Annotated in this window: 18 protein-coding genes; 9 read left to right on the top strand and 9 right to left on the bottom strand. The window is 58.5% G+C overall.

Going from position 1 to position 20481, the window contains the following annotated elements; genetic code table 11:
• Positions 1 to 5: 5 nt before the first annotated feature.
• The 6 genes from PL597_RS16660 to PL597_RS16635 form a co-directional block, all read right to left on the bottom strand.
• Positions 6 to 851, bottom strand: coding sequence for an aminoglycoside phosphotransferase family protein (locus PL597_RS16660; RefSeq protein ID WP_271365757.1), 846 nt, complete (start codon positions 849 to 851; stop codon positions 6 to 8).
• A 10-nt stretch (positions 852 to 861) separates the two neighbouring features.
• Positions 862 to 1794, bottom strand: a complete 933-nt coding sequence (argC, locus tag PL597_RS16655) for an N-acetyl-gamma-glutamyl-phosphate reductase (RefSeq protein ID WP_269825738.1) — start codon at positions 1792 to 1794, stop codon at positions 862 to 864.
• Between the two features lie 70 nt (positions 1795 to 1864).
• Entirely contained in the window at positions 1865 to 2818 is a 954-nt protein-coding gene (gene speB, locus PL597_RS16650) for an agmatinase (RefSeq protein WP_077982463.1), read from the bottom strand.
• Between the two features lie 132 nt (positions 2819 to 2950).
• The gene (gene rpsI / locus PL597_RS16645) at positions 2951 to 3418 is read right to left on the bottom strand and encodes a 30S ribosomal protein S9 (protein WP_003521540.1); all 468 of its coding nucleotides are present in this window, start codon (positions 3416 to 3418) and stop codon (positions 2951 to 2953) included.
• A 2-nt stretch (positions 3419 to 3420) separates the two neighbouring features.
• Positions 3421 to 3885 (bottom strand): 50S ribosomal protein L13, encoded by a 465-nt coding sequence (gene rplM, locus PL597_RS16640; RefSeq protein ID WP_077982462.1) that lies wholly within the window; start codon positions 3883 to 3885, stop codon positions 3421 to 3423.
• Between the two features lie 252 nt (positions 3886 to 4137).
• Positions 4138 to 4974 (bottom strand): EamA family transporter, encoded by an 837-nt coding sequence (locus tag PL597_RS16635; protein WP_191217666.1) that lies wholly within the window; start codon positions 4972 to 4974, stop codon positions 4138 to 4140.
• Positions 4975 to 5879: 905 nt separating this feature from the next.
• Between PL597_RS16635 and PL597_RS16630 the strand changes: the two genes are divergently transcribed.
• From PL597_RS16630 to PL597_RS16620, 3 genes are all read left to right on the top strand, one after another.
• Positions 5880 to 6314, top strand: coding sequence for a CoA-binding protein (locus PL597_RS16630; protein ID WP_271365756.1), 435 nt, complete (start codon positions 5880 to 5882; stop codon positions 6312 to 6314).
• A gap of 73 nt (positions 6315 to 6387) precedes the next feature.
• A complete protein-coding gene (locus tag PL597_RS16625; protein WP_142912606.1) occupies positions 6388 to 7671 on the top strand; it encodes an O-acetylhomoserine aminocarboxypropyltransferase in 1284 nt (427 codons plus the stop codon).
• A 12-nt stretch (positions 7672 to 7683) separates the two neighbouring features.
• Positions 7684 to 8028, top strand: coding sequence for a cupin domain-containing protein (locus tag PL597_RS16620; protein ID WP_137410185.1), 345 nt, complete (start codon positions 7684 to 7686; stop codon positions 8026 to 8028).
• 23 nt (positions 8029 to 8051) lie between these two features.
• Here PL597_RS16620 and PL597_RS16615 read toward each other — a convergent pair whose 3' ends face one another.
• Entirely contained in the window at positions 8052 to 8366 is a 315-nt protein-coding gene (locus PL597_RS16615) for an ArsR/SmtB family transcription factor (protein WP_080790894.1), read from the bottom strand.
• Between the two features lie 89 nt (positions 8367 to 8455).
• Between PL597_RS16615 and PL597_RS16610 the strand changes: the two genes are divergently transcribed.
• Positions 8456 to 9226 (top strand): SDR family NAD(P)-dependent oxidoreductase, encoded by a 771-nt coding sequence (locus tag PL597_RS16610; protein ID WP_162520439.1) that lies wholly within the window; start codon positions 8456 to 8458, stop codon positions 9224 to 9226.
• 23 nt (positions 9227 to 9249) lie between these two features.
• Here the strand turns inward: PL597_RS16610 and PL597_RS16605 are convergent, their stop codons facing one another.
• Positions 9250 to 10503 carry a cytochrome P450 gene (locus PL597_RS16605; RefSeq protein WP_271365754.1) on the bottom strand — a complete coding sequence of 418 codons (1254 nt, stop codon included), beginning with the start codon at positions 10501 to 10503 and terminating at the stop codon, positions 9250 to 9252.
• Between the two features lie 82 nt (positions 10504 to 10585).
• A complete protein-coding gene (locus PL597_RS16600; RefSeq protein ID WP_173988921.1) occupies positions 10586 to 11833 on the bottom strand; it encodes a GGDEF domain-containing protein in 1248 nt (415 codons plus the stop codon).
• A 452-nt stretch (positions 11834 to 12285) separates the two neighbouring features.
• On the opposite strand from PL597_RS16600, the gene clpP reads away from it, so the two are divergent.
• The 5 genes from clpP (at position 12286) to PL597_RS16575 (ending at position 20332) form a co-directional block, all read left to right on the top strand.
• Entirely contained in the window at positions 12286 to 12918 is a 633-nt protein-coding gene (gene clpP / locus PL597_RS16595) for an ATP-dependent Clp endopeptidase proteolytic subunit ClpP (RefSeq protein ID WP_004441299.1), read from the top strand.
• Between the two features lie 290 nt (positions 12919 to 13208).
• Positions 13209 to 14486 (top strand): ATP-dependent Clp protease ATP-binding subunit ClpX, encoded by a 1278-nt coding sequence (clpX, locus tag PL597_RS16590; RefSeq protein WP_063951205.1) that lies wholly within the window; start codon positions 13209 to 13211, stop codon positions 14484 to 14486.
• A gap of 410 nt (positions 14487 to 14896) precedes the next feature.
• A complete protein-coding gene (gene lon, locus PL597_RS16585; protein ID WP_077982456.1) occupies positions 14897 to 17314 on the top strand; it encodes an endopeptidase La in 2418 nt (805 codons plus the stop codon).
• A 288-nt stretch (positions 17315 to 17602) separates the two neighbouring features.
• Positions 17603 to 17878 carry a DNA-binding protein HupB gene (gene hupB / locus PL597_RS16580; protein WP_003496481.1) on the top strand — a complete coding sequence of 92 codons (276 nt, stop codon included), beginning with the start codon at positions 17603 to 17605 and terminating at the stop codon, positions 17876 to 17878.
• A 255-nt stretch (positions 17879 to 18133) separates the two neighbouring features.
• Positions 18134 to 20332: an esterase-like activity of phytase family protein gene (locus tag PL597_RS16575; protein ID WP_271365752.1), complete on the top strand. Its 2199-nt coding sequence runs from the start codon at positions 18134 to 18136 to the stop codon at positions 20330 to 20332.
• Positions 20333 to 20481 lie beyond the last annotated feature (149 nt).

The raw sequence follows: 20481 nt of genomic DNA, 5'->3' as shown, positions 1-20481 counted from the left end.
GCGGCTTAGAACTGCCCGAGCACCGTTTTGATGGCGGCCGCGACGGCGAGTTCGTTGTCGCGCTCTTCCGCATTGCCGTCCTCTTCGTGCCACGCAGCGGAAAGGCAGCCATAAGCGAAAGCATATTGCAGCAATAGCTTTTCGTCCCGTTGCAGGGCCTTCGCAAAAATCGCTGCCATGGAGGCGATACGCGCCTCGCTGCGGGTAAGGTCGAAACGGTCGAGTGGGTTGGAGAACATATTGGCGACATCGAGGGCCGCATCGCCAATCAGGCCGGCCGGGTCGATGATGATCCAGCCGCGTTCACTGCGCATGATGTTTTCGTGATGCAGATCGCCGTGCAGCGGCTTCACATCCCGCTGCCGGTCGATCAGCGCCTGCGCCAGCGTGGCCGCCTCGATATAGGGGCTGTCCATGCCGTCGGTGCGATCCTGCTCGGCCTTGCGAAACAGGCTCTCGAAATAGAGCGGCAGCGTCAGCAGGCTTGAAGGCGGCTTCTGCTGCGATGGCTGATGATATTTTAGCAGGACATCGGCGGCGATTTCCGTCGTGGCGTCGTCGTTGCCGTCGCGAAACAGCAGGTCGCGCAGGGTCTCCGTACCGGCGTGTTCCATCAGCAGAATATCGTCGGAGCGGTCGAGCAGTTCCACACAGCCGATGCCGGCGCGCCATGCGATGAAATCCGCGCCGCGAAGGCTGTCCTTCAATACTTTCTTTTTCAGAACCTTGGCAACAGCGAGGGAACCATCGCCGCGCGTAAGCTCGTACACCACCCCGGCCGGCGTATCGGCAATAGATTTCGCGGCCTCGATATTCCACGAGGCCGGAAAAGAGGGCGGGGCAATCTTCATGAGAAAAGTCTCATGCAGAGAGCATCAGCTCCATGTTCTGTACCGCTGCGCCAGACGCGCCCTTGCCGAGATTGTCGAGCAGCGCCACGAGGTTGATATGCTCATCGCCGGGCGTACCGAAGACGAAAAGCTTCATCGTATCCTTGCCCGCCAGTTCCTCCGCATCGATGCGGGAGAGCCCCTTGCTTTCAGCAAGCGGCACCACACTGACAATGTCCTGGCCCGCATAATGGGCGGTCAGCGCCGCGTGGATCGTTTCGATGGTCGTGCCTTCCTTCAGGTCGGCAGCAAAAAGCGGCACCTGCACGATCATCCCCTGCGGGAAACGACCGACGGAGGGCGAAAACAGCGGTGCACGGTCGAGCTGACCATGAATGGTCATCTCCGGCACATGCTTGTGCTTGAGCGTCAGGCCATAAAGGAAATTATTGGCGCTGATGGCGTCATCGCGGCTCTGGTCTTCCATCTGGGCAATCATCTGCTTGCCGCCGCCAGTGTAACCGGAAACCGCATTGACGCTGACCGGATAACCGTCAGGCAGGAGGCCTGCGGCGCGCAGCGGGCGCAGAAGGGCGATCGCGCCGGTCGGATAGCAGCCCGGATTGGCGACGAGGCGGGCGGAACGAACCTTCTCGCCCTGTTCCTTATCCATTTCGGCAAACCCATAGGCCCAGTCCTGATGGACACGATAGGCGGTCGAGGTATCGATAATGCGGACATTGTTATTGCCGGCCACCATCGAGACCGCTTCCCGGGAAGCATCGTCCGGCAGGCAGAGGATCGAAATGTCGGCATTGTTGAGCATATCCTCGCGCATCGCCGCATTGCGGCGCTCGGCCTCGGGTATGGACAGCAGCTCGATATCGCGGCGACCGGCAAGGCGCGTGCGGATCTGCAGACCCGTGGTGCCGTGTTCGCCATCGATGAAGATCTTCGCTGTCATGTCCTTGTCCTGACTTTTCAGAGTGTTGCGAGGGTATTCGGAATCAGTTTGGCAAGCGCCGTTATCTTTGTCAGCCAGCCTTCGCCAGCCGTTCGGCACGCAGGCCAAGCATATACATTGCAACGGTCGCTCCGGCAATGGCGGTAATATCCGCATGGTCGTAGGCGGGCGCGACCTCCACCACGTCCGAGCCGCGAATATCGAGCTGTCCAAGCCCGCGCAAAACGGAGAGAATTTTCGCACTGGTCGGCCCGCCAGCGACTGGCGTGCCTGTTCCCGGCGCAAATGCGGGATCGAGGCAATCGATATCGAAGGTCAGATAAGCGGGCATGCCGGCCGTGTGCTTGACGATCAGCGAGGCGATATCGCTTGCCCGCATTTCCTCCACCTCGTAACCATGGAGAATGCGAATGCCGAAATCGTCGGGCGCATGGGTGCGGATACCGATCTGGATCGAGCGGTCGGGGTCGATCAGCCCGTCGCGCACGGCGCGCGCCACGAAGGAGCCGTGGTCGATGCGCTTGCCGTCGTCGAACCAGGTGTCCTGATGTGCGTCGAACTGCACCAGCGCCAGCGGGCCGTGCTTTGCGACATGCGCCTTCAAAAGCGGCCAGGTAATGAAATGATCGCCGCCGAGCGTCAGCAGATAATCTGTCTTGGAGATGATCTTTCGCGCTTCCTTTTCGATCGTATCAGGTGTCTTCCAGTGATTGCCGTAATCGAGCAGACAGTCGCCGTAATCTATGGTCGGCATTTGGGCAAAAAGATCACGCGCGAAAGGATATTGTGGATCATTGTCGAAGATCGCCGAGGCGCGGCGGATGGCCTGCGGCCCGAAACGGGCGCCCGGCCGGTTGGAGGTGGCCGCATCGAAGGGGATGCCCCAGATGGCCGTCGATACACCCTTGAGGTTCTTGGTATATTTGCGCCGCATGAAGGAGAGGACGCCCGCATGGGTCGGGTCGGTGGCGGCCGATGTCAGGGTCGTTGCGGTGAAGGCATGGTCGATGGTTTTGGACGGCATTGATCACCCCATTGCGATTTGCGCCGAGGTTGCTGTCTTCCTGCTAAAAAAACAAGGGAGGCGATTATGAAAAAAAAGGCGGAGCCGAAGCCCCGCCTTTCGAAGTTCTGAACGAACCGTTCTGAGAAGCGATTAGCGCTTCGAGAACTGGAACGAACGGCGGGCCTTGGCCTTACCGTACTTTTTACGCTCGACAACGCGGCTGTCGCGGGTCAGGAAGCCACCCTTCTTCAGAACGGAGCGCAGGCCCGGTTCGAAGTAGGTGAGGGCCTTGGACAGACCGTGACGAACGGCGCCGGCCTGACCGGACAGACCACCACCGGCAACGGTGGCGATGATGTCGAACTGACCCGTGCGGGCAGCGGCGACGATCGGCTGCTGAAGGATCATCTGCAGAACCGGACGGGCGAAATACGTGGTGAAATCGCGGCCGTTGATGATGATCTTGCCAGAACCGGCCTTGACCCATACGCGGGCTACGGCGTTCTTGCGCTTGCCGGTCGCGTAGGAGCGGCCGAGGGTGTCAACCTTGCGGACATGCACGGGAGCCGAAGCTTCCGATGCCGGGGCGAGGTCTTTCAGAGAGGAAAGATCGGCCATTATCAGGCGCTCCTTACGTTCTTCTTGTTAAGCGCGGCCACGTCGAGAACGGTGGGCTGCTGTGCTTCGTGCGGATGGTTCGAGCCGGCGTAAACGCGCAGGTTCTTCATCTGGCGACGGCCGAGCGGGCCGCGCGGGATCATGCGCTCGACGGCCTTTTCAACGACGCGCTCCGGGAAGCGGCCTTCGATGATCTGGCGAGCCGTACGCTCCTTGATGCCACCCGGATGACCGGTGTGCCAGTAGTACTTCTTGTCGGAATACTTCTTGCCGGTGAGGGCAACCTTTTCCGCATTGATAACGATGACGTTGTCGCCATCATCAACGTGGGGGGTGTAGGTAGCCTTGTGCTTGCCGCGCAGGCGGGTTGCAACGATGGTGGCGAGGCGACCAACAACGAGGCCTTCGGCGTCGATGATGACCCACTTCTTCTCCACCTCAGCGGGCTTCTGAACGAAAGTAGACATGAATTTCACTTTCTAACGTGGACCCGTCATCCTCTTGCATGAAGAGCATACGGGCGTTTCTTGTTGCTTGGTTTGGTTGCCGTGAAAGACAACCGCAAATGACCCAATTCCGGCTGGAATCCGATCTGGCGCGCTTATACGGTGCGCGAACGAAAGCGTCAATATGACGGATTTTGGAGGCCGTAAAAATAAGATATAAAAAACAATGACTTGATAATGGGGTATTATTTTACCCCATCAAGCGGGGCCGTTTTACCCCAGTCGCATCACCAGAACGCCTGCTGCAATGATGCCTCCGGCAAGATAACGCCAGACGCTGGCGCGTTCCTTCAGGATCACCACGGAGATCACCAGTGCAAAGAGAATGGAGGTTTCCCGGAGCGCCGCGACGACCGCGACAGGCGCCTTGGTCATGGCGTAGAGCGCCAGCCCGTAAGAGAGAATGGAGCCGCCGCCGCCGATCAGTCCGCGCCGCCAGTTGCGCCGGGCATGGTTTGCGACCGGGCCCACACCGCGCCGGTAAAGGGCAAAGCCGAAAAGCAGCACGGGCGGCAGAAGCGACATCCACAGCGTATAGGAGATGGCGTTGCCGGAAAGCCTTGCGCCGACACCGTCGACGAAGGTGTAGGATGCGATCACGAAGGCGTTGAGCAGGGCGACCATGATCGCCTTTCCGCCGCCGCGCCGCGCCTCGAAAGCGAGCGTCAGGATGCCGACTGAGATGACGGCGATACCGGCAAGCGCCACCGGGCTCAAAATCTCGCTCAGGAACAGACTGCTCGTCGCAGCGACGATCAGGGGCGCCACGCCGCGCATGACGGGGTAGACAAGGCCGATGTCGCCGATCGTATAGGCGGCGGCGACAAGCCGGAAATAGGCGAATTGCAGAACGGCCGAAGCGATCAGGAAAGGAATGGCGACCGGAGCTGGAAATGGCAGGAAAGGTAGAAACGGCAGCGAACAGGCCGCAGCGCCCGCCGCGATCAGCGAGGCGTCCAGCGATTTGTCGGATCCGGCTTTGACCAGCGCATTCCATCCGGCATGCAGCATCGCGCCCATGAGCACCAGAAGAAGAATGTCAAATGTCACAATAGAGACTCGCTCGCGGGCTACTTTGGGCAACCTACAGCATCGGTTTGAAAACCGGAATCGATTTTCGCTACGCCCGGCAAGCCTTTCCCAATTGTTCGCGTACACGTTTTGCGCGGTGGAGCCGCCCGCAAATAGCCTGTGATTGCGGCGGATACTGCAACGCGCGTAAACTTTATGCTTTGTGCATGTCACGGATCAGTGGAATGATTTTGCGTCGGGGCGATATGGCCTTCTGCTCACAATTTCATCCGCCAGATGGAGGTAGGAGCGTCGCATGCACAGCTTCTAGTTTCGCGTCGGGATCAATTTTCGCTTAAAATACTACCTGTTTTGTCAAATATCCTGATGGATATCCGACGGCTCCTCGGGCTCTAACTGTATCAATCGGGGGGAGGCGCGCATGAAAATAAATTTCAGATCTCTCCTGAATCAGGCTCTGTAACGTTGCAGGTTCGTATAAGGATTGATTTACTGAATAACTTTTTGAAAATTAGACATGTCTAATTTTCCTGCGAACGGAATGAAAACAAACAGGAGACGAAGGGCGCATGAATTTCACGCTAATATTGTTTAAGCCCGCATTTGCGACAATTCGCGTCATTTCGAAAACTGGGCAAGAATAGTCAATAAAACTGGCGTTCTGGCGTTTGGTGAAATCATTTTGCGTGAACGAAAAATGCGCCTCTTCGCGACATGGAGTCTGCGGTAATGGCGGTCAAACAGATCGGCAGGGGTTCAAGAAAGCGAAGAACCTTCCTAGATGGAAAGGACGGGCGCAACCGGCAGCGTCAGGAATGCGTCGGTGGAATTATGCATGAGACGCCATGCTCGGGCGCTTTTAAATGGCGCACCTGCATTGGTATTCTTCAAACCATGCGATGCTCCAGAAGGGATAAGTTGACATGCAGCATGATAGTTATGAACCCGAGTACCTCAGAAAAATTCTGACTGACGTCAAAACCATCGCCCTGCTGGGTGCTTCTCCCAATCCCGACAGGCCCAGCCACGGCGTGATGCGCTTTCTGCTGTCCAAGGGGTATCGCGTGTTTCCGGTCAATCCTGGCCAGGCGGGCAAGGAGATATTGGGGCAGAAGGTCTATGCCAAACTCGCCGATATTCCCGAGCCGGTGGACATGATCGACGTTTTCCGGGCGCCGGAATATTTGTTGGCCATTGTCGAAGAGGCGATATTGCTGCCTGACCGCCCTTCGGTGATCTGGGGCCAGCTCTCCGTTCGCGATGACGATGCCGCCGCCAAGGCGGAAGCCTATGGCATGGACGTGGTGATGGACCGTTGCCCCGCAATTGAGTATCCGCGTCTCAATATTGCGCGATAGTTGGTACGGATTGCACTTATCATTTGGCGCCAAGGCATTATGATCCCTCCAAAATTCCAATGGAGGAAACATCATGCCGAGCAACAATCCCGGTTTTTCGACGCTGGCCGTTCACGCAGGCGCGCAGCCTGATCCGACCACCGGCGCGCGCGCCACGCCCATTTATCAGACCACGGCCTATGCTTTCCGCGATGCCGATCACGCCGCCGCCCTGTTCGGATTGAAAGAGTTCGGCAATATCTACACCCGCATCATGAATCCCACCCAGGCGGTTCTGGAGGAGCGCGTGGCGGCGCTAGAAGGTGGCACGGCGGCGCTTGCCGTTGCTTCCGGCCACGCGGCGCAATTGCTGGTGTTCCACACGCTCATGCAATCCGGCGATAATTTCGTCGCGGCCCGCCAGCTTTATGGCGGCTCGATTAACCAGTTCGGCCACGCCTTCAAGGGTTTCGACTGGCAGGTGCGCTGGGCAGATGCCGCAGATCCGGCAAGCTTCGAGGCGCAGATCGATGATCGTACCCGTGCCGTCTTCATCGAAAGCCTCGCCAATCCGGGCGGTACTTTCGTGGATGTCGCCGCAATCGCCGATGTCGCCCATCGCCACGGCCTGCCGCTCATCGTCGACAACACCATGGCGAGCCCCTATCTGCTGCGCCCGCTGGAGCACGGCGCTGACATCGTGCTGCATTCGCTGACGAAATTCCTTGGCGGACACGGCAATTCCATGGGTGGCATCATTGTCGATGGAGGCACCTTCGACTGGTCGGCGACCGATAGATTTCCGGCGCTGTCGCAGCCGCGACCCGAATATTCCGGTGTCGTTCTGCACCAGACCTTCGGCAATTTCGCCTTCGCCATCGCCTGCCGTGTGCTGGGCTTGCGGGATCTCGGCCCGGCAATCTCACCCTTCAACGCCTTCCTGATCCTGACTGGCATAGAGACGCTGCCGCTGCGCGTTCAGCGCCATTCCGACAATGCGCTCGCCGTCGCGAAATGGCTGAAGGCACATCCCAAAGTCGGCTGGGTGCATTATGCGGGCCTGGAGGACAGCGACAACCATGCCATCCAACAGCATTATTCGCCGAAGGGGGCGGGCTCCGTCTTCACTTTCGGCGTCAAGGGCGGTTATGCCGCCGGCAAGGCGTTGGTGGAAGGGCTGCAGCTTTTTTCGCATCTCGCCAATATCGGCGATACACGCTCGCTCGTCATCCACCCGGCCTCCACCACTCATGCGCAGTTGACGCCGGAACAGCAAACGGCCGCCGGCGCCGGGCCGGATGTGGTGCGCTTGTCGATCGGCATTGAGGACGTCAAGGACATCATCGCCGATCTCGAACAGTCCTTTGAAAAAATCTGAGGACCTGCCGCGATGACAAATCTTGTGTCTTTTGAAAGCAGCGCCGTTGAGGTGGAGCACGGCGCGCCCGCGCCGGAAAGACTGATATCAGGTGATCCCAAATTCACGACATGGAATCTCGAAGAGGCTCCCGGCGGCATCTATGCCGGCATCTGGCAGTCTACGCCGGGCAAATGGCGGGTGGTCTATGATGAATGGGAATATTTCAGCATTCTCGAAGGCCATTCCATCCTGACCGAAGACGGCGGCACACCGCGCGATCTGAGGCCGGGTGACAGGATTGTCCTGCGCCCCGGCTTCACCGGCACCTGGGAGGTCGTGGAAACCACGCGGAAGGATTACGTCATCCGGCTGTGAGGCAGGGTGACGGTTTAAAGCTGCTATTGCTCATCGAATTTGAGAATCGATGGAAGGAGCCCGGGAAAGCGGGCTTCCAAATCCTCGAGACGGACGACGCTGATATTTTCGACGCCGTGTTTATGGGTGCGGATCAATCCGGCCTCACGCAGGATTCGCATATGGCTGGAAAGGGTTGAGCGCGGCATATCCTGGCAGGGCGCTGCCGCGCCACAATTTTGCCCGGCCTCGGACCCCCATAGTTTGCGGATGATGCCCATGCGTGCAGGTTCGCCGAGGGCGGCCAGCACGGCTGTGAGCGATATGTCCTCGCGAGCGGGATGAAAAAACTGAACCATGGGTCGGCTCTAGCATATGGATTGACAGGCTTCAATATTTCAATAAAACCGAAATACCGAATTACGGTTATTCGGAAGTTTAGATATTTATGGAGTTTTTAATGTCTGGAATATTCAACGGGCAAGTGGTCGTCGTCACGGGCGGATCGACCGGCATAGGCTTTTCAGTCGCCAAATTGTTTCTGGAAGGTGGAGCGTCTGCGGTCTATGTGACGGGCCGCAATTCGGCCAATCTCGATGCCGCCATCGCCAAACTCGGGAAGGGGGCAATCGGCTTCGTTTCAGACGTCGCGAAGCTCTCGGACCTGGAACAGCTCAAGAGCCGCATAGAAGCAGACGGGCGGAAAGTGGACATACTGGTCGCCAACGCCGGCATTGCGGAGAATAATGATCTTGGCGAGACCCACGAGGCACTTTACGACCGGATTTTCGATATCAACGTGAAGGGCGTATTCTACACGGTGCAGACCCTGTTGCCCGTGCTGCGCGATGGCGGCTCGATCGTATTGACGGGGTCGATCGTCGGCAACAAGGGCATGGAAAGGCTCAGCGCTTACAATGCCTCGAAAGCGGCGGTTCGGTCATTCGCCCGCAGCTTTGCCAATGACCTGAAGGGGCGCGGAATCCGTGTCAATACGGTCAGCCCAGGTGTCACCCGCACGCCGATCATGGAAAATGGACTGAAGATGGACGATGAAAAGATCGCCGGTTTCAAGGCCTATCTGAAGGATGCGGCACCGATCGGCCGAATGGCCGACCCCGACGAAATCGCCGAGGCCGTGCTGTTTCTGGCGTCTTCCAAGGCTAGCTATATTACCGGCGTGGAACTTTCCGTCGACGGTGGACTGGCGCAGATATAGGGGCGAAGCTTCGTTACCCCGATCTACCAGCTGAGATCGAGCCGCTCCAGACCATGGAAATGATAGACGTCCTTCACCTTGGGCGGCTCGGCGATCTTCAGGCCCGGCAGACGTTTGAAAAGCAGGGGCAGGGCGAGATTGAGCTCCAGTCTTGCAAGCGGTGCGCCGATGCAGAAATGGATGCCGGCGCCGAAGGAGACGTTGGCGCCCTCGTTCCGATCCGGCTGGAAGGCCAGAGGATCGGAAAATTTCGCCGGATCGAGGTTGGCGGCGGCTAGGATGAGGCTGACCTTGTCGCCACGCTTGAACTGCACGCCATCAATCTCGACCGGTTCGAGAACCCAACGCTGGAAGATGTGGACCGGCGCGCAGATGCGCAGCGTTTCCTCGACCGTGCGTTCCGTGGCCGTCTCGTCATGGAAGAGGGTTTCGGGATTGAGGCCGCTCTCCAGAATGATGCGCACGGAATTGCCGATCTGGTGCACCGTCGCCTCATGACCGGCGTTCAATAACACGATGGTGGTGGAGACGAGCTCATCGTCGGTCAGATACTGGCCCTTGTGCTGCGTATGGATCATGTGGCTCAGCAGATCGTCTTTCGGCTCCGCCCGACGCTCTGCGATCACGCTGCGTACATAGTCTGAAAATTCATGCGCGGCCCTGTCGGCCAGAAGCTCGTCCTCGGGCGTGCGCTTGAACATGTACATGCCGACATAGGCATGCGACCATTTCAGAAGCTGCGGCCCCATTTCCTCGGGAATTCCGATCATACGGGCGATCATCGTCACCGGGATGATATCGGCATAAGACGAGAGCAGTTCCGTTTCGCCCTTGCTTTCGAAGGCGTCGATGAGGCGGTTGGCGAGTTCCTCTATTTCCGGCTTCATCTTGTCGACGTGCCGCGACACGAAGGCGCGGTTGATGAGCGTGCGCAGCCGTGTGTGCTCCGGCGGCTCGAGCTCCAGAAGCGAATGCTGCTCGGCGGCGTCGAAATGCTTCACATGTTCCAGCGGCTGCGGCAGGCCGATTTCCTCGCGGCTAGCCACATGTAGTATCTGCCGTCCGAAGCGGCGGTCGCGCAGAAGGGCGCTGACATGGTCGTAACCGGTGAAGAACCATTGCCGCTGCTCTTCCCAGTAGAAAGTGGGACATTGCGCGTGCAGGGCCGCATAAACCGGGTTCGGATCGTTGTAGAAGGCCGGGTCGCGGGCATCGAGGGAGATGCGGCGGGTGGCGTGGTCGATTTTGAGAAAGGGAAATGTCGCTGTCATGCCCATGGTCTATTCCGCGCGCGGCGCTTTGGGAAGGGAGACAAATCCATTGCGATAACTCTGCGCATGTCACTGAATGGTTACATCATCACCGGCCGGCGATGGCGGATATCCGGTTCAGCGCCGCCACCTGGCGGTCGGCATTGTTGTCCATCGGATTTTCGTCGCGGTCCGAAGCTGGCACGACGACATTGGCCGAATTGACATGGATGACGGTCCGGTTGCGCCCGGCCTTCTTGGCGGCATAAAGCGCGCGGTCGGCTTCTGTCATCATCGTATTCAGGTCGGCATCCTTGATCATGGCTTCCGATATGCCGACGCTGGTGGTCACCTCGATACCTTCACCGCGCGAACTGATCTTCGAAAGGCGCAGGTTGCTGCGGATGGCTTCCGCAAGCGCCGCGGTGCTGGAGGAGCTTTCCACTTCGGCAACCAGGGCGAATTCTTCGCCGCCCATCCTGACGAAAAGCCCGCGATCGCCGATCGTACGCTGTGCGATATTACAGAAATGCACGAGGACCGCATCGCCGGACTGGTGGCCGTATCTGTCGTTTATCTTCTTGAAATGGTCGATATCGAACAGCACCAGCGCCACGTAACGGCTGGAGGCCGGCGACCTCTTCTTGATGCGCTCAAACTCCTCCAGCAGGCCGCGACGGTTAAGAACGCCGGTCAGATGATCGGTCATGGCGAGCCGGTGAAGGCGCGTTTCTGTGTCTTCCATGATGATCTTGGCACTGATCATGATGATGGCCGTGAAGCCGAGCATGCCGGAAAAGGCGAGCGCCGATGTCAGCGGAATAGCGTTGGGGGCCGCGGCATTGGCCGGTATGACGATGGATGCGACAAACGCCCCGGCAAAAGCCTGCATGATCAGAATTGCGGCCAAAACCCGGCGGCTGCGTGAGGCGCGCGCCTTGCTGGCCAGAAGGACGCCGGCGAGCATGAAATAACCGGTGGCGGCACTGGCGTGATAGAGCAGGATGCGGGGCACCATATTTTCACGCACGGGCGGCAGAAACATTCCGGCGATCCACAGCAGAGCCGGAATGGCGACCCAGCCGCCGATTTTCCGCTGCTCGAAGCACAGCAGGCCCGCAAGCCAGAACCCGAAGGCGGAAAGTGCGAGCGTATTGCCGACCTGGATGGACAAAAAACTGGAAATATCCCCACGAAGCGCCACCATTACCGTGCCGATGCCCGTGGCGAGGAAACCGGCCGCGAAATAGAGATTATGCCGGCGGGAAGGGCGGTGCAGCCACAGCGTTCCCAAAAGCACGGCAAGGGTGAGCGTCTCCGCCGCCCACAGTAGCGTGCTCGTCTTTGCATCCAGCATTGCAAAATCCTATCTGCGCCATAATGCGGTAAAAGCGGGCCCTTCCGCACGAGGTGCGTTATGCCCGCTGGAATTGTTGAGCTGCCATTTCGCCCGGATGGGCCCATTCCCCAACGGGAACCGGAAATTCGCTGGCCAGTATCGGCAGCAAATACTAACGAGTTCTTGCCGGTGAGAAGTTATATCTGTGCATGGCGGGCGATTTTTGCCGTCGTCGCGCGCCATAGTAAAAAAATGGTGGCAGCGTGGGAGAGAGGCCCGGCTGGCGCCGCCCGGTCCGAAAGCCCTGTCAACCTCGGCCTGAAAGGCCTGCAAACGCTGTTGAGCCGTTAAGGATATGCGGCTTCGTGTCTTGAAGTACGGGGCAGGGACACTCTATGTAGGGAGTATGAAGGTTAGAAGTGATTCCGGAGCGGCGTTCCGCGAAGGGCAGAGTTTGACAAAGGACGGACATGAAAAATCCAGTTGATACCGCCATGGCTCTGGTGCCGATGGTCGTTGAGCAGACCAATCGCGGCGAACGCTCCTACGACATATTTTCCCGTCTTCTCAAGGAACGCATCATTTTCCTCACCGGCCCGGTGGAAGACCAGATGGCGTCGCTCGTCTGCGCGCAGCTGCTTTTCCTCGAGGCTGAAAACCCCAAGAAGGAAATTGCGCTCTACATCAACTCGCCGGGTGGCGTCGTGACCGCCGGTATGGCGATCTACGACACGATGCAGTTCATTCGCCCTGCGGTCTCGACGCTCTGCGTCGGCCAGGCCGCGTCCATGGGCTCGCTGCTTCTCGCCGCCGGTGAAAAGGGAATGCGCTTTGCGACCCCGAACGCCCGCATCATGGTTCACCAGCCTTCCGGCGGTTTCCAGGGGCAGGCATCGGACATCGAGCGCCACGCCCGCGACATCATCAAGATGAAGCGCCGTCTCAATGAAGTCTACGTGAAGCACACCGGCCGTACGCTCGAAGAGGTTGAAAAAACCCTTGATCGCGACCATTTCATGGATGCAGACGAGGCGAAGGACTGGGGCGTGATCGACAAGATCCTGACCTCGCGCCAGGAAATCGAAGGCGCCGTCGCGAATTGAGGCGCGCCGCTTTTGACGTTTGTTTGAAGCCGCAAAAGTAATTTCGGGGCTTTCAACCGCAACAGAAAGCGATATTAGTATATATAAAGGCTATGTTGAGTTTTTATGACGTAGCTAGGTTTGATGGGGAATTCGTTGCAGCCGGGTATCAGCTCATGTATCTGATACCGGTTAGTACCCCGGGAAACGAGGCGGATACGGCGATGCACCCCAAGGGCTGCCGTATCTGCGGGCGGTAAGTTGACCGCGATCCGTTTGGCGGACCTGCGGCGTGCTGGAAGGAAAGAGATATGAGCAAAGTCAGCGGCAGCAACGGCGGCGACTCTAAGAATACACTCTATTGTTCATTCTGCGGCAAGAGCCAGCACGAAGTCCGGAAACTCATTGCCGGACCGACGGTGTTCATCTGTGATGAATGCGTCGAATTGTGCATGGACATCATCCGCGAGGAGAACAAGACGTCTATGGTGAAGTCGCGCGAGGGTGTGCCCACCCCGCAGGACATCATCAAGATCCTCGATGAATATGTTATCGGCCAGAAGCAGGCGAAGAAAATCCTGTCCGTGGCCGTTCACAACCATTACAAGCGCCTTGCGCACGCCTCCAAGAACGGCGATGTCGAGCTGGCGAAGTCTAACATCATGCTCGTCGGTCCGACGGGTTGCGGCAAGACCTATCTTGCCCAGACGCTCGCTCGCATCATCGACGTTCCCTTCACCATGGCGGACGCAACGACGCTGACCGAAGCCGGCTATGTCGGCGAGGACGTGGAAAACATCATCCTGAAGCTGTTGCAGGCTGCGGATTACAATGTCGAGCGCGCCCAGCGCGGCATCGTCTATATCGACGAAGTCGACAAGATTTCCCGCAAGTCGGACAACCCGTCCATCACGCGCGACGTGTCGGGCGAGGGCGTTCAGCAGGCGCTTCTGAAGATCATGGAAGGCACGGTCGCTTCCGTTCCGCCGCAGGGCGGCCGCAAGCATCCGCAGCAGGAGTTCCTGCAGGTGGATACGACCAATATCCTGTTCATCTGCGGCGGCGCATTCGCCGGCCTCGACAAGATCATCTCGGCCAGAGGCGAAAAGACCTCGATCGGCTTCGGTGCGACCGTCAAGGCGGAAGACGATCGTCGTGTGGGCGAAGTGCTGCGCGAGCTGGAGCCGGAAGATCTGGTGAAGTTCGGCCTCATTCCGGAATTCATCGGCCGTCTGCCCGTTCTGGCGACGCTGGAAGACCTGGACGAAGATGCGCTGATCCAGATCCTGTCCGAGCCGAAGAACGCGCTGGTCAAGCAGTATCAGCGCCTGTTCGAGATGGAAGATGTCGAGCTGACCTTCCACGAGGACGCGCTGCGCGAAATCGCTCGTAAGGCGATCACCCGCAAGACCGGTGCCCGCGGCCTGCGCTCGATCATGGAAAAGATCCTGCTGGACACCATGTTCGAACTGCCGACGCTGGAAGGCGTGCGCGAGGTCGTCATTTCCGACGAGGTCGTCAGCGGTGTCGCCCGTCCGCTCTACATCTATGCGGACCGCCAGGAAGAAAAGACCAACGTTTCGGCCTGATCGGCTGATGCAATGTTGGAAGAGATCAGGGCCCGCATCCGTGCGGGCCTTTTCTGTTAGAGCGACCTCACGAAACTTGCGTCTAACTTGACGAAGCCCGATTTTGCGTTTGGAGCGGATTGCGCTTTGCTGATAAAGTCTTACAACTGATTTGCAGCGCGTTATGACGGAAATGTGAATTCCGTCGGCGACCCGGTTCCTGGCCCTTGAGGATAACCGGAATGTCGGGAGTATGAGCCAGCGCTGGGTTTTGTTGAATTTCACGGTCTTGCCGCTCTGCTGGACCGTCTGTTCCGGCGACTTGAAATCGGTGTTTCGAAGCTCCACTTTCAGTCTCGAGAAATGAATGCGCCGGATGCCCCAAGCTGTCCGGCAAAGTGTCCCGAAAGGGACCATGGAAAGGAAATGATATGACGAACATCACGTCTGCGGCATCTGGCGGTACCTATCCGGTACTTCCCCTGCGCGACATTGTCGTTTTCCCGCATATGATCGTTCCCCTGTTCGTCGGGCGGGAAAAATCCATCCGTGCGCTCGAGGAAGTCATGGGTTCGGACAAGCAGATCATGCTTGTCACCCAGATCAACGCCAGCGACGACGATCCGGCACCGGAAGCCATCCATAAGGTCGGCACGGTCGCCAATGTCCTGCAGCTCCTGAAGCTTCCCGACGGCACCGTAAAGGTGCTGGTGGAAGGCAAGGGCCGCGCCCAGATCGACAATTACACCGGCCGCGAGGATTTCTATGAAGCCTCCGCGACGCCTTTGCAGGAGCCTGCCGAAGATCCGGTCGAGATCGAAGCGCTTTCGCGTTCGGTCGTGTCCGAATTTGAAAGCTACGTGAAGCTCAACAAGAAGATTTCGCCCGAGGTTGTCGGCGCTGCTGGCCAGATCGACGATTATTCGAAGCTTGCCGATACGGTCGCTTCGCACCTGTCGATCAAGATCACCGAAAAGCAGGAAATGCTGGAAACCGTCAGCGTGAAGCAGCGGCTTGAAAAGGCGCTCGGCTTCATGGAAGGCGAAATTTCCGTGCTGCAGGTCGAGAAGCGCATCCGTTCGCGCGTCAAACGCCAGATGGAAAAGACCCAGCGCGAATATTACCTGAACGAGCAGATGAAGGCGATCCAGAAGGAACTCGGCGACGGCGAAGACGGTCGTGACGAAATGGCCGAACTGGAAGAGCGCATCGCCAAGACCAAGCTTTCCAAGGAGGCCAAGGAAAAGGCCGAGGCGGAAATGAAGAAGCTTCGCCAGATGAGCCCGATGTCGGCGGAAGCCACAGTCGTGCGCAACTATCTGGACTGGCTGCTGGGTCTGCCCTGGGGCAAGAAGTCGAAGATCAAGACCGACCTCAATGCCGCCGAGACGATCCTTGATCAGGATCACTTCGGTCTGGACAAGGTCAAGGAGCGCATTGTCGAATATCTGGCCGTACAGGCCCGTGCTTCCAAAATCCGCGGTCCTATCCTGTGCCTCGTCGGTCCTCCCGGCGTCGGCAAGACCTCGCTTGCCAAGTCGATCGCCAAGGCGACCGGCCGTGAATATGTGCGCATGGCGCTGGGCGGCGTTCGTGACGAAGCGGAAATCCGCGGTCACCGCCGTACCTATATCGGCTCCATGCCCGGCAAGATCGTCCAGTCGATGAAGAAGGCCAAGAAGGCGAACCCGCTCTTCCTGCTCGACGAAATCGACAAGATGGGCATGGATTTCCGTGGCGATCCGTCGTCGGCACTGCTGGAGGTTCTCGATCCGGAACAGAACTCCACCTTCATGGATCATTACCTGGAAGTGGAATACGACCTGTCCGACGTGATGTTCGTGACCACGGCCAACACGTTGAACATTCCCGGCCCGCTGATGGACCGCATGGAAGTGATCCGCATCGCCGGTTACACGGAAGACGAAAAGCGCGAAATCGCAAAGCGTCACCTTTTGCCCAAGGCGATCAAGGAGCATGCCCTGCGTCCAGAAGAGTTCTCGGTCACCGATGATGCCCTGATGGTCGTCATCCAGCAGTACACCCGCGAAGCGGGCGTGCGCAGCTTCGAACGCGAGCTGATGAAGCTGGCGCGCAAGGCTGTCACCGAGATCATCAAGGGCAAGGTCAAGTCCGTGGAAGTCACCGCTGCAAACGTTCCCGACTATCTGGGCGTGCCGCGGTTCCGCCATGGCGAAGCCGAGCGCGAGGATCAGGTCGGTGTCGTCACCGGTCTAGCCTGGACGGAAGTCGGCGGTGAGTTGCTCACCATCGAAGGCGTGATGATGCCGGGCAAGGGCCGCATGACGGTTACTGGCAACCTCAAGGAAGTGATGAAGGAATCCATTTCGGCGGCGGCATCCTATGTCCGCTCGCGCGCCGTGGATTTCGGCATCGAACCGCCGCGTTTCGACAAGAGTGACATCCACGTTCACGTTCCTGAAGGGGCAACTCCGAAGGACGGACCGTCTGCCGGTGTTGCCATGGCAACTGCCATCGTCTCCATCATGACCGGTATTCCGGTCTCGAAGGATGTGGCGATGACGGGCGAGATCACGCTTCGTGGTCGCGTGTTGCCGATCGGCGGCCTGAAGGAAAAGCTGCTTGCGGCTCTGCGCGGCGGCATCAAGAAGGTGCTGATCCCGGAAGAAAACGCCAAGGATCTGGCGGAGATTCCGGATAACGTGAAGAACGAGATGGAAATCATTCCGGTGTCGCGCATGGGCGAGGTTATCAAGCACGCTCTCATCCGCCAGCCGGAACCCATCGAGTGGGACGGCAGCATCGAGACGCCGGTGATCGCAACCGTCGAAGGTGTTGATGACGGCAACCAGACCATCGCCCATTGATACATGCATCGTCGCGAAGGCGGGAATCGCCTTTCGCGGCGGGCAGCGCATAGAATCAATGCGTTAGGTGTCGGAGTGCGTGCGCGGTGCTCAGCTCTGCGCAACTGATGCCAAATTGGCACGAATATGTGGAAGGCCGGCAGAAATGTCGGCCTTTTTTGTGAAAAAAATCGCAGACCCCTTGTTTTTCAGGCGATTCCAGCGCTTTTGAGTTGCTGCGCGCGGATGCGAATGTATTCTGCGCCGGCTTAATTTTAGTCGTTTCAAACCATTGAAAGGGGTGGAAACATGAACAAGAACGAGCTCGTCTCTGCTGTTGCCGAAAAGGCTGGTCTCACGAAGGCAGATGCTGCTTCCGCTGTTGATGCCGTATTCGAAACCGTACAGAACGAACTGAAGAGCGGTGGCGACATCCGTCTCGCTGGCTTCGGCAGCTTCTCCGTTAGCCGTCGTGAAGCCTCCAAGGGTCGTAACCCTTCCACGGGTGCTGAAGTCGATATCCCGGCTCGCAACGTACCGAAGTTTTCCGCAGGCAAGGGCCTGAAGGACGCCGTCAACTCGTAAGGTTTCCGGAAAGCTGCAACGCCCGGCGGCGGGCGGGCGGCTTTTCAGGTTCACGAGGAAACATGTTTTGATGCCCTGACGCCGTCACATCGACGCTAAAGCGGGTGGTGTTTCGAAACGCGGAATGTGCGCATAAACGCGAAAGCCCGGCTCCAGCAGTCGGGCTTTTTGATTCTCCCGCAAGGAAATGTCATGCCACTGTCATGTCTTTGACGCAGAAGCCATGGGGTATTTCTGGACCCAAGGGGGATTAAAATGGCGTTCCGATTTTCTCAAATGGCTTTGACTGCAGCTCTGCTTGCGTCCGCGGCCATCCCGGCCGCTGCCGAGCCGGTTTTCAACCGCATTGCATCGTTCCCGGTGGCGAAAAACCTTCCCGCGGACAAGGACGCCAAGTCTGTCACTTCGGCTGAAATCATCACCGCCAGCGAAGACGGCAAGACGCTGATTTATTCGGACAGCCCGCTTGGCGGCATCGGTTTCATCGACATCACAGACGCCAAGGCTCCAAAGGCCGGCGGCGCATTGTTGCTGGAAGGCGAGCCGACCTCCGTTGCCGTTGCCGGTCTCAAGGTACTGGCTGGCGTCAATACGTCGGAAAGTCGTGCCAAGCCCTCCGGCAAGCTGGTGACGGTCGATCTCGCCACGAAGAAGGTTGAGGCAAGCTGCGACCTCGGCGGCCAACCCGATTCCGTCGCCGTTTCCCCGGACAAGACCTTTGCCGCCATCGCGATCGAAAACGAGCGCGATGAAGAGGTAAACGAAGGCGCCCTGCCGCAGATGCCAGCCGGTTACCTCGTTACCGTCGGCCTGAAGGATGGTGTTGCCGACTGCGCGACGCTGAAGAAGATCGACGTTACCGGTCTCGCTGAAATTTCCCCGGAGGATCCGGAACCGGAATTTGTTTCCATCAACGCCAATGGCGAGATCGCGCTGACGCTGCAGGAAAACAACCATATCGTCATCATCGACGGCAAGACCGGCACCGTGAAGACGCATTTCTCTGCCGGCACCGTCAATCTGGAAGGCATCGATACCAAAACCGATGGACAGCTGAAGTTCACCGACAAGCAGGAAGGCCGCAAGCGCGAGCCGGATGCCGTGAAGTGGCTGGACAATGACCGTATCGTCATCGCCAATGAGGGCGACTGGCAGGGCGGCTCGCGCGGCTTCACCATCTTCGACAAGACCGGCAAGCTTCTTTATGAGGCCGGCACCTCGCTCGAGCACGCGGTTGCCGCCATCGGCCACTATCCGGAAAAGCGTTCCAAGGCCAAGGGGATCGAGCCCGAGGGTCTGGAGGCGGCGACCTTCGATGGTCAGAAGTATTTCTTCGTGCTTGCCGAGCGCGCCTCCGTTGCCGCTGTTTACAAGGATACCGGCGCAGAGCCGCAACTGACCCAGCTCCTGCCTTCGGGAATTTCGCCGGAAGGCGCAGTCGCCATCCCGTCGCGCAACCTCCTAGCCACGGCCAATGAGGTTGATCTGATCGAAGACGGCGGCGTCCGCTCGCATGTCATGCTTTATGAGCGTGCTGAAGGCGAAGCAGCCTATCCGCAGCTCGTCTCCGCGACAGTCGATGGTGCGCCGATCGGTTGGGGTGCGCTCTCGGGTCTGGTCGGCGATACCGAAAAGCCCGGCATTCTCTATGCCGTGTCCGATTCGGTCTATGGCAATCAGCCGTCGATCTTTACCATTGATGCGACGAAAAAGCCTGCTGTCATCACCAGCGTGCTGCGCGTCAAGCGTGACGGCGTCGCCGCCCAGAAGCTTGATATCGAAGGCATCACGCTGGACGGCAAGGGCGGTTTCTGGCTGGCCTCTGAAGGCGATAGCGCCAAGCTCGTTCCGCATGCGCTTTATAACGTTAACGCCAAGGGTGAAATCAAGGCCGAGATCGCGCTGCCGAAGGAGCTGCTCGCCAGCGATACCCGCTTCGGTTTCGAAGGCGTGACGATGATCGGTAAAGGCGACGATGCGACGCTGTGGATGGCCGTGCAGCGTGAATGGGGCACGGACGAGAAGGGCTTCGTCAAGCTCGTCTCCTATAATCCGAAGTCCAAGGAGTGGGGCGCTGTGCGTTACCCGCTCGACAAGACCGAGGCAGGCTGGGTCGGCCTTTCTGAAATCACCGCGCAGGGCGACTATGTCTATATCATCGAGCGCGACAACCAGATCGGCGACAAGGCCAAGATCAAGAAGCTCTACCGCGTTGCTATCGCCGACCTGAAGCCGGGCAAGATCGGCGGCGAGCTGCCGCTGGTGACCAAGCAGGAAGCCCACGACTTCCTGCCCGACCTCAAGGCCCAGACCAACGGCTACGTCGTCGACAAGCTGGAAGGCTTCACCTTTGACAAGGCTGGAGCGGCCTATGCCGTGACAGACAATGACGGCGTCGATGATTCTTCTGGCGAGACGCTGTTCTTCAAGGTTGAGATGAAGGCGATCAACTGATTGCGCCGAACTGTATCGAAAAAAGAGAAAAGCCGGGCGATGCCCGGCTTCAGACTGCTGACAAACCCCTGGCGTGAGCTGGGGGTTTATGATTCATTGGGACATGTTGAAGAAACCTGCTCCTGAACAGACCGCTCTCGAGATGGTGA

Origin of the sequence: Agrobacterium sp. ST15.13.013, assembly GCF_027956525.1 — a bacterium.
GTDB classification, from domain to species: Bacteria; Pseudomonadota; Alphaproteobacteria; order Rhizobiales; family Rhizobiaceae; genus Agrobacterium; species Agrobacterium salinitolerans.
The sequence above is the reverse complement of the archived record's forward strand: the minus strand, read 5'-3'. Positions and strand labels throughout refer to the sequence as shown.